Annotated in this window: 10 protein-coding genes; 5 read left to right on the forward strand and 5 right to left on the reverse strand. The window is 60.5% G+C overall.

From position 1 onward, the window contains the following. Positions 1–215: 215 nt before the first annotated feature. Positions 216–791 (reverse strand): ANTAR domain-containing response regulator, encoded by a 576-nt coding sequence (locus tag ACA053_RS09060; protein ID WP_008146285.1) that lies wholly within the window; start codon positions 789–791, stop codon positions 216–218. A gap of 15 nt (positions 792–806) precedes the next feature. Beyond that, a complete protein-coding gene (locus tag ACA053_RS09065) occupies positions 807–2,018 on the reverse strand; it encodes a CmpA/NrtA family ABC transporter substrate-binding protein (protein ID WP_497395063.1) in 1,212 nt (403 codons plus the stop codon). A 232-nt stretch (positions 2,019–2,250) separates the two neighbouring features. Between ACA053_RS09065 and ACA053_RS09070 the strand changes: the two genes are divergently transcribed. Then, the gene (locus ACA053_RS09070; RefSeq protein WP_109635990.1) at positions 2,251–3,270 is read left to right on the forward strand and encodes a quinone-dependent dihydroorotate dehydrogenase; all 1,020 of its coding nucleotides are present in this window, start codon (positions 2,251–2,253) and stop codon (positions 3,268–3,270) included. Positions 3,271–3,590: 320 nt separating this feature from the next. On the opposite strand, the gene rmf is transcribed toward ACA053_RS09070, so the two are convergent. Continuing rightward, on the reverse strand, positions 3,591–3,806 hold the full coding sequence (gene rmf, locus ACA053_RS09075; RefSeq protein ID WP_003223300.1) for a ribosome modulation factor: 216 nt from the start codon (positions 3,804–3,806) through the stop codon (positions 3,591–3,593). A 531-nt stretch (positions 3,807–4,337) separates the two neighbouring features. Here rmf and rlmKL point away from each other — a divergent pair. Next, positions 4,338–6,608 (forward strand): bifunctional 23S rRNA (guanine(2069)-N(7))-methyltransferase RlmK/23S rRNA (guanine(2445)-N(2))-methyltransferase RlmL, encoded by a 2,271-nt coding sequence (gene rlmKL / locus ACA053_RS09080; protein ID WP_084318668.1) that lies wholly within the window; start codon positions 4,338–4,340, stop codon positions 6,606–6,608. 141 nt (positions 6,609–6,749) lie between these two features. Further along, positions 6,750–9,152, forward strand: coding sequence for a sensor domain-containing diguanylate cyclase (locus ACA053_RS09085; protein WP_497395065.1), 2,403 nt, complete (start codon positions 6,750–6,752; stop codon positions 9,150–9,152). Positions 9,153–9,354: 202 nt separating this feature from the next. On the opposite strand, the gene dacB is transcribed toward ACA053_RS09085, so the two are convergent. Beyond that, positions 9,355–10,815 carry a D-alanyl-D-alanine carboxypeptidase/D-alanyl-D-alanine endopeptidase gene (gene dacB, locus ACA053_RS09090; RefSeq protein WP_497316764.1) on the reverse strand — a complete coding sequence of 487 codons (1,461 nt, stop codon included), beginning with the start codon at positions 10,813–10,815 and terminating at the stop codon, positions 9,355–9,357. 234 nt (positions 10,816–11,049) lie between these two features. Here dacB and ACA053_RS09095 point away from each other — a divergent pair, with 234 nt between their 5' ends. Beyond that, positions 11,050–11,394, forward strand: coding sequence for a YggL family protein (locus ACA053_RS09095; protein ID WP_007896965.1), 345 nt, complete (start codon positions 11,050–11,052; stop codon positions 11,392–11,394). 142 nt (positions 11,395–11,536) lie between these two features. On the opposite strand, the gene ACA053_RS09100 is transcribed toward ACA053_RS09095, so the two are convergent. Continuing rightward, complete coding sequence (locus ACA053_RS09100; RefSeq protein WP_497395067.1) at positions 11,537–12,727, reverse strand: benzoate/H(+) symporter BenE family transporter; 1,191 nt, start codon at positions 12,725–12,727, stop codon at positions 11,537–11,539. A 392-nt stretch (positions 12,728–13,119) separates the two neighbouring features. Between ACA053_RS09100 and ACA053_RS09105 the strand changes: the two genes are divergently transcribed. Then, positions 13,120–13,884: a GntR family transcriptional regulator gene (locus tag ACA053_RS09105; protein WP_497316766.1), complete on the forward strand. Its 765-nt coding sequence runs from the start codon at positions 13,120–13,122 to the stop codon at positions 13,882–13,884. Positions 13,885–13,970 lie beyond the last annotated feature (86 nt).

Consider the following 13,970-nt stretch of genomic DNA (forward strand, 5'->3'; position numbering starts at 1 on the left):
TCGAGAAGGAGTCAGGAGCTTGCAGGTGGGGCGCCGCATCGGCCGCACCACCGGCCCCGATCTCTGGGGCCAAAACTAAAAAACGCCGCCACCCGATTCGCCATGGGCAAATGAGGTGAGCGACGTCTTTGTCGTAGGTGGGGCAACCGCCGTTGGTTACCTGTAACGATTACTTAGCCAGATCTGTGCCAACACCCTGCTTTTGTGGCGAGGGGTCAGCCGAGCAATTCGCTCATGGCAATTATCTGCTCCGCCACCTGAATCAGCTTCTGCTGCCGGCTCATGGCCTGGCGGCGCATGAGGGTGTAGGCCTCTTCCTCGTTGCAGTCCTTCATTTTCATCAGCAGCCCCTTGGCCAGCTCGATGCGCTTGCGCTCGGCCAGTTGCTGGTCGCGGGCGTTGAGCTGGGCGCGCAGGGCCTGGTCGCTTTCAAAGCGGGCCATGGCCACGTCAAGAATCGGCTGCAAGCGTTGTGCGTGAATGCCTTCGACGATGTAGGCACTGACCCCGGACTTGATCGCCTGGCGCATCACATCGGGATCGTGCTCGTCGGTAAACATCACAATTGGCCGCGGCTGATCGCGGGAAACCAGCACCACTTGCTCCATCACATCGCGGCTCGGTGACTCGGTATCGATCAGGATCACGTCCGGACGCACCGTTTCGACGCGCGCGGGCAGGTCGATGGTCAGGCCGGATTCATCAATGACCTCAAACCCGGCTTCGGTCAGCGCCGCTTTCAGGCGACCGACTTTTTTTGCTGTGTCGTTGATCAGCAGGATACGCAACATATTCGCAGTCTCCTGTCAGCGGCTGGCGATTCGGTGCGAGCTTTCGCTCATGGCATGCAGCTTGAAACTGCGGGCATAGCCGGCCGGGTCGGAGCCGTCCCAGATTTTGCCGTCGATCAACTGGCTGCTGCGCATTGCCTCGCCCTCGCAGGCAACACCGACTGCGCTGGCGGCCTCTCGGTACAAGTCTAGTTGCTGGACCTGACGGGCCACGCCGAGGTAATCCGGGTCGTCGCGCAACAAACCCCAGCGGCGGAACTGAGTCATGAACCACATGCCGTCGGACAAGTACGGCACGTTGACCTCGCCGTTCGCATGAAAACGCAGCGCGTGCGGGTCCTGCCAACGATTGCCGAGGCCATCGGCGTAGTCGCCGAGCAAGCGCGGTTCGATGCAATCGAGTGGTGCATCGAGGTATTGCGGCGCGCTCAACAGCTTCGCAGTGCTGCGGCGGTTTTCGTTGTTGTCTTCGATGAAGCGACTGGCTTCGAGGATCGCCATCACCAACGCTCGGGCGGTGTTGGGGTATTGCTCGACAAAGGCGCGGGTGCAGCCGAGGACTTTTTCCGGATGGTCGGGCCAGATGGTCTGGCTCGTCGCCATGGTGAACCCCAGGTTCTGCTTCACTGCGCTGGCGGACCACGGCTCGCCGACGCAGAAACCATCGATGCGCCCGGCTTGCAGGTGCGCGACCATCTGTGGCGGTGGCACCACCACACTGTCGACGTCCTGCAACGGATGAATGCCCTGGCTCGCGAGCCAGTAATACAGCCACATCGCGTGGGTGCCCGTGGGAAATGTCTGGGCGAAGGTCAGTTTTGGGCGACTTTGGTGCACGTGCCGGTCCAGTGCTTCAGGACTGGTCACCCCCAAGGCCTGCAAGCCGTGAGAAAGATTGATGCTCTGGCCGTTCTGGTTCAGGCCCATGAGCACCGCCATGTCGGTCGGCACCACGCCGCCGATGCCCAGGTGCACGGCATAAATCAGGCCATACAGGCTGTGGGCGGCGTCGAGTTCGCCGCTGACCAGTTTGTCTCGCAGGTTGGCCCAGGACGACTGGCGCTTGAGGTTCAGGGTCAGGCCGTAAGGCTGTGCAAAACCTTGCGTGGCCGCGACCACCACCGAGGCACAGTCGCTCAAGGCCATGAAGCCGAGGTTGATTTCAGTCTTTTCCGGGGCATCGCTGCCATTGACCCAGGCCAACGGGCCCGCTGTGGTTTCATTCATGGCTAAACACCTTCCAAAAAAAAAGCGCCGTACCGGGCTGCTTGCCAGGGCAAGGCCAAGTGACGACGCCTTTGTCTTTCGACTCATCCCGCCGTTGGCATGAGTGCTGATGTCAGTGTTGGTGCAAGGCATATGCCATCGTCCGCTGATTTTGTTGTGCGCCTCGCTTGCGACCGCGATGCCCGGCTATAATCGCCGCCTCATTTCGCCGCCAATCGAGTCAAAACCGCCCATGTACACCCTGGCCCGTCAGCTGTTGTTCAAACTTTCCCCGGAAACCTCCCACGATCTGTCCCTGGACCTGATCGGCGCGGGCGGACGTTTGGGCCTCAACGGTTTGCTGTGCAAGGCGCCGGCGAAAATGCCAGTGAATGTCATGGGTCTGGAATTTCCGAACCCGGTGGGTCTGGCGGCCGGTCTGGACAAGAACGGCGCGGCCATCGACGGTTTTGCCCAGTTGGGTTTCGGTTTTGTCGAAATCGGCACCATCACCCCGCGTCCGCAGCCGGGCAACCCGAAGCCACGGATTTTCCGTCTGCCGGATGCCGAGGCGATCATCAACCGCATGGGGTTCAACAACCTCGGCGTCGATCACCTGCTGGCCCGCGTGGCGGCGGCCAAGTACAAGGGCGTGCTGGGCATCAACATCGGCAAGAACTTCGATACGCCGGTTGAGCGCGCAGTCGACGATTACCTGATCTGCCTGGACAAGGTCTACGCCCACGCCAGCTACGTGACGGTCAATGTCAGCTCGCCGAACACCCCGGGCCTGCGCAGCCTGCAGTTCGGCGATTCGCTCAAGCAATTGCTGGCTGATCTGGCGACCCGTCGCGCAGAACTGGCGTTGCGTCACGGCAAACATGTACCGCTGGCGATCAAGATCGCACCGGACATGACCGACGAAGAAACCGCGCAGGTCGCGCAAGCGTTGATCGACACCGGGATGGACGCGGTGATTGCCACCAACACCACCCTGAGCCGCGTGGGCGTCGAAGGCATGGAGCATGGTGACGAGGCGGGCGGTCTGTCCGGCGCACCGGTTCGCGAGAAGAGCACCCATACCGTGAAGGTACTGGCGGCGGAACTGGCCGGGCGCTTGCCGATCATCGCCGTGGGCGGCATCACTGAAGGCAAGCACGCAGCCGAGAAAATCGCCGCGGGCGCGAGTCTGGTGCAGATCTACTCCGGCTTCATCTACAAGGGCCCGGCGCTGATTCGCGAATCCGTCGACGCCATCGCCGCCCTGCGCTGAACCCCTGTGGCAAGAGTGCTTCTGGGCTGAGGTGAGTTCTCTGTGGCGAGGGGATTTATCCCCGTTCGGCGGCGAAGCCGTCGCAAATCCGGCCAATGAGTTTTGACTGATTCACCGAGTTGCCTGGGTTTGGGGCCGCTTCGCGACCCAACGGGGATAAATCCCCTCACCACAAAAGCGATTTCCCCAGTGCGTGTTTTTACAGGCATAAAAAAGGGCACCTCGAAGGTGCCCCTGGGCCGGAGCCCGCCGCCCGGATGGGGCGTGCGTGGTAAGTCGTTACGTAATCAGATTGTCGTGTCGGAGTGTTGTGCCCTGTGTTAGCCGACGGCGTGAAGTTCGTTGAGTCTGTGGATTCCCGCAGTGCCGGTCATACCGTCCCAGTTGTCGCCGCGTCCTTCTCGCCAGCCGTTAATCCAGGCTTGGCGTACCGACGGTAGAGTAAATGGGCAAAGCTCACGGGATTTGCCACCAACGCCATATTGATATCCGCGCAAAAATGCTCTTTCCAACGGATCACGCTTAAGTCTTCTCATAGGGTGTTGCCCTCACTTGTTGACTGTATTTATCGCGTCGACCTCAATTGAGGTCTGGCAGAAAAAAACTCCTGCCGTTGGGGCTCGCTGCCGGCGTCGCGAGCCAAGGTGTTGACGCCGTTGCGACGTCAACCTGTGTTGAGTTCTAACCAATGCGTCACATCGAGGGAATGATCGTTTTGTCATAAGAACGTAACCAGAAAGATGCTAAGGCCATAAGTAACACGATGTTGTCCCGTGTTTATTGGTCAAAGCCCTGTATGATCGGCCCCCCGCAGGATGACGGGGTTAATCCTTTAGTGAGAATGGCTCCTGTTGAGCAGGACGACTATTCGACGAAGGGTCGGCTTATGACATTTTGTTGCATCAACTTTTTTATCTGCCTGTGCATCTAAGCTCTTCTAACCTGAGCAGCACGGGTGGGACGGCACACCTTCGTGCCACGCGGGCGCTCTTTTAGAAAAGCGCCTGATTGAAAACCGGGCCGGCAATGCGTTGCCGGTTCACTTAGCTAAAGGCTCTGGAATTACCATGTCCGATCGTTTCGAACTCTTCCTCACTTGCCCAAAAGGTCTTGAAGGCCTGCTTATCGAGGAAGCCGTCGGGCTTGGCCTTGAAGAAGCGCGTGAGCACACCTCGGCTGTGCGCGGCATGGCCACCATGGAAACCGCTTATCGCCTGTGCCTGTGGTCGCGTCTGGCGAACCGGGTCCTGCTGGTGCTCAAGCGTTTCCCGATGAAAGACGCCGAAGACCTGTACCACGGCGTGCTCGACATCGAGTGGCAAGACCACATGCTCAACGACGGCACCCTGGCCGTCGAGTTCAGCGGTCACGGCTCGGGCATCGACAACACCCACTTCGGCGCCTTGAAAGTCAAAGACGCCATCGTCGACAAACTGCGCACCCCGCAAGGCGACCGTCCGTCCATCGACAAGCTCAACCCGGACCTGCGCATTCACCTGCGCCTGGACCGTGGCGAAGCCATTCTGTCCCTCGACCTGTCCGGCCACAGCCTGCACCAGCGCGGTTATCGCTTGCAGCAGGGCGCGGCGCCGCTGAAGGAAAACCTCGCGGCCGCGATCCTGATCCGCTCCGGCTGGCCACGCATTGCGGCCGATGGTGGCGCGCTGGCTGACCCGATGTGCGGTGTCGGTACGTTCCTCGTCGAAGCAGCGATGATCGCCGCCGACATGGCGCCGAACCTGCGTCGCGAGCAGTGGGGCTTCACCGCCTGGCTCGGTCACGTGCCGGCGCTGTGGAAAAAGCTCCACGAAGAAGCCACCGAACGCGCTGCGGCCGGCCTGGCCAAGCCACCGCTGTGGATTCGCGGTTACGAAGCCGACCCGCGCCTGATTCAACCGGGCCGCAACAACGTCGAGCGTGCAGGCCTGAGCGAGTGGATCAAGATCTACCAGGGCGAAGTCGGCACCTTCGAGCCGCGTCCGGACCAGAACCAGAAAGGCCTGGTGATCTGCAACCCGCCGTACGGCGAGCGTCTGGGCGACGAGGCGAGCTTGCTCTACCTCTACCAGAACCTCGGCGAGCGTCTGCGTCAGGCGTGCCTGAACTGGGAAGCGGCCGTGTTCACCGGCGCGCCGGACCTGGGCAAGCGCATGGGCATCCGCAGCCATAAACAGTATTCGTTCTGGAACGGCGCCTTGCCGTGCAAATTGCTGCTGATCAAAGTTACCCCGGACCAGTTCGTCACCGGCGAGCGTCGCACCCCGGAACAGCGTCAGGTCGAGCGCGAGCAGGCGGAAGTCGAAGTTGCAGACAACGATGTAGCGCCGGGCAAGTACGAGAAGTACAACAAGAACGGCAACCCGATCAAACCGGCCCCGGTGGTGATCGAGCAACCGCGCTTGAGCGAAGGCGGGCAGATGTTTGCCAACCGCCTGCAAAAGAACCTCAAGGCGTTGGGCAAGTGGGTCAAGCGTGAAGGCATTGATTGCTACCGCGTCTACGATGCCGACATGCCGGAATATTCCATGGCCATCGACCTGTATCAGGATTGGGTCCACGTCCAGGAATACGCCGCACCGAAGTCCATCGACCCGGAAAAAGCCTCGGCGCGCATGTTCGATGCCCTGGCCGCGATTCCCCAGGCGTTGAACATCGACAAGAGTCGTGTGGTGGTCAAGCGTCGCGAGCGTCAGAGCGGCACCAAGCAGTACGAACGCCAGGCAGCGCAGGGCAAGTTCGTCGAGGTCAACGAAGGTGGCGTCAAGCTGCTGGTCAACCTCACCGACTACCTCGACACCGGTCTGTTCCTCGACCACCGCCCAATGCGGATGCGCATCCAGAAAGAGGCGGCCGGCAAGCGCTTCCTCAACCTGTATTGCTACACCGCGACGGCCAGCGTTCACGCGGCCAAGGGCGGCGCGCGCAGCACCACCAGCGTCGACCTGTCGAAAACCTACCTGGACTGGGCGCGTCGCAACCTGTCGCTGAACGGTTTCTCTGACAAGAACCGCCTGGAGCAGGGTGACGTGATGGCGTGGCTCGACGCCTGCCGTGACGAATACGACCTGATCTTCATCGACCCGCCGACGTTCTCCAACTCCAAGCGCATGGAAGGGATCTTCGACGTGCAGCGCGATCAGGTGCAATTGATTGACCTGGCCATGGCGCGCCTGGCGCCGGGCGGCGTTTTGTATTTCTCCAACAACTTCCGCAAGTTCACGCTCGAGGAAAACCTCACCGAGCGTTATGCCGTTGAAGAAATCACCGCCCAGACCATCGATCCGGATTTCGCCCGTAATGGCAAGATCCACCGTGCCTGGAAAATCACAGCCCGTTGACAGATCAGTGATTGGATCCACAGAGCCTTGATTTTTAAAGGCTCTTGGGTTCTTTCTGTGCTGGTCAAATTGATGGCTAATAGCTATAACTCAACTCATGGCCAATGGGCTTTCCCGCACCTGGCGTTTTGAGTTGCGTTTATGTCGTTGCACGCCGTGCGTCCCAAGATCCTGGGTTTTATCAGCGAAGATGTCTCGGCCTGGCTGGTCGCGCTGCTGGTATTGCTCGTCGGCGGGATTCTTACCGGATTGCTGGCCTGGTCGACGCTGAATCTATATCACCATCAATTACGGCAACGTTTCCAGCTGCTCGCCAGCGAACGTTACAGCCGCATCGAAGAACGTTTCGAAGATCAGGAGCAGCGCCTCGACGGCCTGCGCCGGTTCTTCGCCAATTCCGAGTCGGTCTCCCGCGAGGAGTTCGACGGCTACACCCAACCATTGCTGCACCGCACCCAGGCGTATTCATTCGCTGCGCGGGTCACACGCGCCGAGCGGGCAGAGTTCGAGCGCAAGGTGCGCGAAGAAGAAGGTTTGAGCGACTTCACCCTGCGTGAGCTCAACGCCGAGGGCCAACTGCAATTGGCCGCCGAACGGGATGAATACGTGGCGGTGCTCTACAGCCAGACCCGAAGCCGGCTCGGCTCGCCGCTCGGCTACGACTTGTTTGCCCAGCCGTTGCGCCGCGCCACCCTTGATCGGGCTGACAATTCGGGCAGCATGGCGGTGTCGCAACCGATGCATCTGGTCGGCATCGAGCCAGCCTATGCGCGGGGTGTGCTTTTGGTGGCGCCGGTGAAGCGTCAGAGTGATGCGGCGACGCCGGCCGCCAAGCCCTTCGGTTATGTCATGGCCGTGATCAGCATGCGTCAGCTGCTGGCGGACGGGTTGCCGGAGGCCAGCTATGACTACCTCTCGGTACGCATCCTCGACCTGTCCACCGACGACCAGCACGAAGTGCTTTACGAGTCTTATAACTCGGCAGCGCCCAGCGAATTATCTGCGACACGCTTGTTGCGTATGGCTGACCACGACTATCAAGTCGACATATTACCCAGCGAAGCCTTTCTGAAAGCCAACCATTCCTCGGTGACCAGCCTGGTGGTGCTTGGGGGGTTGCTCAGTGTGCTGCTCAGTGCGTTGCTCTACGTGTTGGTCAGCCAACGCCAGCGTGCGTTGAAAATGGTCGAGCAGCGCACCCAGGAGTTGCACGACCGCGAGCAGGAATTGCGCGGCACTCACGGCCAGTTGCGCGGCGTGCTGGATGCCGCGACGCAAGTGGCGATCATCGCCACCGACCTGCGTGGTGTCATCAGCACCTTCAACGCCGGGGCCGAGCAGATGCTGGGTTACTCCAGCGCTGAAGTGGTCGGGCACATGACCCTGGAAAACCTGCACTTTCCCCGGGAGCTGGTGACTCGCGCGGCGGAGTTGAGTGCGCGCTATGGCAAGCCGATCCCGACCTGTCAGGCAATGTTGGTCGAAGGCGGAGAACAGGGCGGTCACGAAGCGCGGGAATGGACGCTGGTCCGTCAGGACGGTAGCCATTTGACCGTTAATATGCTCGCGACCCCGGTACTCGACGAGCAAGGCCTGTGGGTCGGGCATCTGGCGGTCTGCATCGACATCACCGAACGCAAACGTGTTCACGAGGCCCTGGCCGCGCGCGATCTGTTGCTGAAAAAACTCAGCGCCCATGTGCCCGGTGGCATTTATCAATTCAAGATGGAATTCGACGGTCGTTTCAGCGTGATCTACGCCAGCGACGGGATTCGCGAGATCTACGAGCTCGAACCGGATGTGCTGCTGCTCAACGCGGAAGCGATCTTTACGCGGATTCATCCACAGGACACGACTCGCGTGCGCGCCTCGATCCGCGCGTCGGCGGACACCCTCAGCCCGTGGCGCGAGGAATACCGGGTGCAACTGCCTCAGCGCGGCCTGCGCTGGGTTCGCGGCGAAGCGACCCCGGAGGAACTGCCGGGTGGCGGCGTGCTCTGGCACGGTTACATCTCGGACATTTCCGACCTCAAGCGGGTGGAAGAAGAGCTGCGGGCGCTGTCGATCACCGACTCGCTGACCGGCATCCACAACCGCCGCTACTTTCAAGAGCGCCTGACCACCGAAATGGCCCGGGTCGAGCGCGGTGGTGGCGAGTTGTCGGTGATCATGCTCGACATCGACCACTTCAAACGCATCAATGACCTGCATGGCCACGCCGTGGGTGATCGGGTGTTGCAAGCCGTGTGCGAGCGCATCGGCCATCGTCTGCGGCGTACTGATGTGTTCTGCCGCCTGGGGGGCGAGGAATTCATGGTGTTGTGCCCGGACATCGATGCCGAACAGGCTCACGTGCTGGCCTTGCAGTTGTGGCAAGGGTTGCGCAGTTCACCGATCGAAGGCGTAGGAACCGTGACCGCGAGTTTCGGGATTGCCAGTTGGCGAGTCGGGGAGGGCGCGGATGCGCTGTTGCTGCGGGCGGATTCGGGGGTGTACGCAGCGAAGCAGGCGGGACGGGATCGAGTCGAAGGGCAGATGAACTAAGCCTTCATGCCGAACCCTGTGGGAGCGAGCCAGTGTGGTGAGGGGATTTATCCCCGTTGGGCTGCGAAGCGGCCCCGAATCGAACAATGCGGTGTATCAGATACACCGCATGCAATGGTTTTACGACTGCTTTGCAGCCGAACGGGGATAAATCCCCTCGCCACAAAAGCTCGCTCCCGCATTGGATCTGAGGTGTTCTGCTTTACAACACCGAAGCCGTTTCCGGCACTTTCGGCTGGCGATACAGGTCAAGAAGTACCTGATCCAGCACCGACGATGCGCCAAACGGGGCCTTGTCGTTGAGGATCGCCACCACCGCCCAGGTGTTGCCGTTGACGTCACGGCTGTAACCGGAGATCGCGCGCACGGTGTTCAGGGTGCCGGTCTTGACGTGGGCTTCGCCGCGCATCGCCGTGGTCTTCAGGCGTTTGCGCATGGTGCCGTCGGTGCCGGCAATCGGCATCGAACTGATGAACTCGGCGGAATACGGGCTGCGCCAAGCGGCTTGCAGCATCGCCGCCATTTCACGGGCGCTCACACGTTCGGCGCGGGACAGGCCGGAGCCGTTCTCCATCACCAGGTGCGGCGCGGTGATGCCTTTCTTCGCCAGCCACTGACGCACCACGCGCTGGGCAGCCTTGGCGTCGTCGCCGTCGGCGTCGGTGCGGAATTTCTGGCCCAGGCTCAGGAACAGCTGCTGAGCCATGGTGTTGTTGCTGTATTTGTTGATGTCGCGAATGATTTCCGCCAGATCCGGCGAGTAAGCCCGGGCCAACACCTTGGCGTTGCTCGGCGTCGGAGACAGACGATCCCTGCCCTGAATGCTGCCGCCCAGTTCCTTCCAGATCGCCCGCACGGCACCGGCGGTGTAGGTTGCGTGGTCGAGCAGCGACAGATAAGTCTGCGAGCTGCAGCCTTCGCCCAACTGACCGCCGACCGTCACGGTCACGCTGCCATCGGCCTGGGTCACCGGGTTGTAACGCACGCCACCGGTGCATTGCTTGGAATTGACCGCTTTGACCTGGTTTTCGATATTGATGCTGGCAATCGGCGGCTCTACTGACACCAGGACCCGGCCATTGTCGTTGCGCGCCACGAAACGCAGGGCCTTGAGGTTCACCAACAGCGAGTCGGGTTTGACCAGGAACGGTTTGTTCTCGTCATTGCCGTCGTCGTTGAACTCCGGCAGTTGCGGTTGCACGAAGAAACCGCGGTCCAGCACCAGGTCACCGGTGATTTGCGTCACGCCATTGGCGCGCAGGTCACGCATCAGCAGCCAGAGCTTTTCCATGTTCAGTTTCGGATCGCCGCCACCCTTGAGGTAGAGGTTGCCGTTGAGGATGCCGCCGCTGAGGGTGCCGTCGGTGTAGAACTCGGTTTTCCACTGATGGTTCGGGCCAAGCATTTCCAGCGCGGCATAGGTGGTCACCAGCTTCATGGTCGAGGCCGGGTTGACCGATACGTCCGCGTTGTAAATGGTCGGGGTGCCCGGACCGTTCAACGGGATCATCACCAGCGACAAGGCGTTGTCCGGAAGCTTGCTGGCCTTGAGGGCCTTTTCGACGTTGGGTGACAGACCGGTGTTGATAGTGGCGGCGGAAACGGAGAAGGCCAGAGGAAGAAGGAAACCGGCCAGCAACAATGGACGTAAAGATTTGATCATCTGAAATACAACCCTGCATTCGAGGGGAAAAAAGGCGAGGGCATGAAGATAAATTCCCTCAGTGGTCATGAAAGTGTCGGCATTATGCCCCAAGGTGTAACGGCTTGTGCCTTGCCGTGGCCCTCTAATCCGCAATTTTTTTACCGACGGTCACTGACGCGCCCCAGAGAGTCGGGCAATTAGCGGCTTAAACTGCTAAAGTGCCGCCCGTTATTACTTATGAGGATTGTTCCAATGGCGACTAACCGTTCCCAGCGTCTGCGCAAAAAACTGTGCGTCGATGAATTTCAAGAGCTGGGTTTCGAACTGAACCTGGATTTCAAAGAAGATTTGGCTGATGAAGCCATTGATGCTTTCCTCGACGCGTTCCTGAAAGAAGCCATGGAAGCCAACGGTCTGGGTTATGTTGGCGGCGACGACTTCGGTCTGGTTTGCCTGCAGAAACGTGGCTCGGTGTCCGAAGAGCAGCGCGCTGCTGTTGAAGCCTGGCTCAAAGGCCGCAGCGAACTGACCGAAGCAACCGTCAGCCCGCTGATCGACGTCTGGTACCCGGAAAAGCCGATCAATCCGGTAGCTTGATGTCAAAAAAAACGGCGACCCAAGGGTCGCCGTTTTTTTATGCCTACAAGATCAAGAGGCTCACAGCCTCGTTGCACTCGACAGCGGCTACGTTGGAATGCGCTCCCTGTAGCAGCTGTCGAGTGCAACGAGGCTGCGTCTTTCAGGTCTTGCGCCAATTCAGAATCACCAGCGTCAACACCCCCGCGACAATCCCCCAGAACGCCGAACCAATGGAAAATAGCGTCAGCCCCGACGCCGTGACCATAAAGGTAATCAACGCTGCCTCCCGCTCTTTCACTTCGGTCATGGCAATGCTCAGGCCGTTGATGATCGAGCCGAACAACGCCAGCGCTGCAATCGACAGCACCAGCTCTTTAGGCAGCGCCGCGAACAACGCCGCCAGCGTTGCGCCGAACACGCCGGCGATCCCGTAGAAAATCCCGCACCAGACCGCTGCCGTGTAGCGTTTGTTGCGATCTTCATGGGCATGTGGCCCGGTGCAGATCGCCGCGCTGATGGCCGCCAGGTTGATCCCGTGGGAGCCGAACGGCGCCAGCAGCAGCGAGGCGATGCCGGTGGTGGTGATCAGCGGCGAGGCGGGCACGGTGTAGCCGTCGGCGCGCAATACGGCGATGCCGGGCATGTTCTGCGAGGTCATCGCCACCACAAACAACGGAATGCCGATGCTGATGGTCGCGGCCAGGGAGAAGTGCGGCGTGGTCCAGACCGGCGTCGCCATTTCCAGATGGAAACCGCTGAAATCCAGCAACCCCATAAACCCCGACAGCGCGGTACCGATCAGCAACGCCGCAAGCACCGCATAACGCGGCGACAGGCGCTTGACCAGCAGATAAGTGAAGAACATCCCCAGCACCAGCCCGGTACGATGCTGGGCGGCGACGAAGATTTCGCTGCCGATCTTGAACAGAATTCCCGCCAGCAGGGCGGCGGCCAAGGACGCCGGAATCTTTCTCACCAGCCGTTCGAAGCTGCCGGTCAGGCCGCAAATGGTCACCAGCACCGCGCAGGTGATGTAGGCGCCGATGGCTTCGCCGTAGGTCACGCCGCCGAGGCTGGTGATCAGCAACGCCGCGCCGGGCGTCGACCAGGCGATGGTGATCGGCGTGCGATAACGCAGGGACAGGCCGATCGAGCACACCGCCATGCCAATCGAGATCGCCCAGATCCACGAGGAAATCTGCCCGCTGGTCAGGCCCGCCGCTTGTCCGGCCTGAAACATCAGGACCAGGGAGCTGGTGTAGCCGGTCATCATCGCAATGAAACCGGCGACGATCGCCGACGGTGACGTATCGGCCAAGGGGCGGAGCTGCGTGTGCGTGGCGTCGTTCATGACAGCGGTGTTCCTTATGGCTAACGGTGACTTCAGCGTGGCTTTTGTGGCGAGGGAGCTTGCTCCCGCTCGGCGGCGAAGCCGTCGTAAACCCTGCTGACACGTTTTGATTGAAGCTGCGATCAGGTTGGTTTTGGGGCCGCTTCGCAGCCCAGCGGGAGCAAGCTCCCTCGCCACAGAGTTTGTACGGATCTCAAATTTATGGATTCAAGCCTAAACTCAAAAGTAACCAACCGTTGCGATACAGCAGAAGCGACAAACAGCCGTACAGTCGTGTTGCCACCATCCATTGTGTACAATCGCGGTGTTTTTTACGCGATACTTGCCAGCGACCTACTGTGCCGTATTACAGTCACGGTCAATTCGCCGCAGTTCTCCCGACTCGAGTGCCCATGAACGAACAGTTGCAGCCCCTAAAGAAACAACCGCGAGCAGGCAAAGCCGGCCGCAGCGGTACCCAGGACGATATTGTCTACGCGCATATCTTCGAGGCCATCCTCGAACAGCGTCTGGCGCCCGGCACCAAGTTGAGCGAAGAAGCGCTGGGGGAAATTTTCGGGGTCAGTCGCACCATCATTCGCCGCGCGCTGTCGCGCCTGGCCCATGAAGGCGTTGTGCTGCTGCGTCCGAATCGCGGCGCTGTCGTCGCCAGCCCGAGTGTCGAAGAGGCCCGTCAGGTGTTCCTCGCGCGGCGTCTGGTCGAGCGCGCAATCACTGAACTGGCGGTTCAGCATGCCACTGCCGAGCAGATTGCCGAGCTGCGGCAGATGGTCGACGACGAACGGGACAGCTTCTCCCGCGGTGATCGCGGTGCGGGTATCCGTCTGTCGGGTGAATTCCACCTGAAACTGGCCGAAGCGGCGAAGAATGCGCCGCTGATCAGCTTCCAGCGCAGCCTGGTGTCCCAGACGTCGCTGATCATCGCCCAGTACGAGAGCGGCAACCGTTCCCACTGTTCCTACGACGAGCACACCCAACTGATCGACGCCATTGAAGCGCGCAACGGTGAGTTGGCGGTGAACCTGATGATGCATCACATGGATCACATCGACAGCAAACTCAACCTCGACGAAGAAAGCGCGTCGGATGATTTGCATGCGGTGTTCTCGCATTTGTTGCAGACCAAGAAGCCGGGGCGGCCTGCGGTCAAGCTTTAAGATAGACCGAGGCGACCCAATCGCTGGCCTGCCAGCGATAGCGATCTGACCGGCAACAAAAATCCCCCGGGCTGCAAAGCAACGGG

The organism is Pseudomonas sp. LBUM1672, assembly GCF_059695655.1.

What these genes read in the sequence shown, in the direction of transcription:
- dacB (WP_497316764.1), bottom strand. Translation starts at nt 10,815, where the DNA reads ATGATCAAATCTTTACGTCCATTGTTGCTGGCCGGTTTCCTTCTTCCT.
- ACA053_RS09095 (WP_007896965.1), top strand. Translation starts at nt 11,050, where the DNA reads ATGGCGACTAACCGTTCCCAGCGTCTGCGCAAAAAACTGTGCGTCGAT.
- ACA053_RS09070 (WP_109635990.1), top strand. Translation starts at nt 2,251, where the DNA reads ATGTACACCCTGGCCCGTCAGCTGTTGTTCAAACTTTCCCCGGAAACC.
- ACA053_RS09060 (WP_008146285.1), bottom strand. Translation starts at nt 791, where the DNA reads ATGTTGCGTATCCTGCTGATCAACGACACAGCAAAAAAAGTCGGTCGC.
- ACA053_RS09065 (WP_497395063.1), bottom strand. Translation starts at nt 2,018, where the DNA reads ATGAATGAAACCACAGCGGGCCCGTTGGCCTGGGTCAATGGCAGCGAT.
- rmf (WP_003223300.1), bottom strand. Translation starts at nt 3,806, where the DNA reads ATGAGAAGACTTAAGCGTGATCCGTTGGAAAGAGCATTTTTGCGCGGA.
- rlmKL (WP_084318668.1), top strand. Translation starts at nt 4,338, where the DNA reads ATGTCCGATCGTTTCGAACTCTTCCTCACTTGCCCAAAAGGTCTTGAA.
- ACA053_RS09105 (WP_497316766.1), top strand. Translation starts at nt 13,120, where the DNA reads ATGAACGAACAGTTGCAGCCCCTAAAGAAACAACCGCGAGCAGGCAAA.
- ACA053_RS09085 (WP_497395065.1), top strand. Translation starts at nt 6,750, where the DNA reads ATGTCGTTGCACGCCGTGCGTCCCAAGATCCTGGGTTTTATCAGCGAA.
- ACA053_RS09100 (WP_497395067.1), bottom strand. Translation starts at nt 12,727, where the DNA reads ATGAACGACGCCACGCACACGCAGCTCCGCCCCTTGGCCGATACGTCA.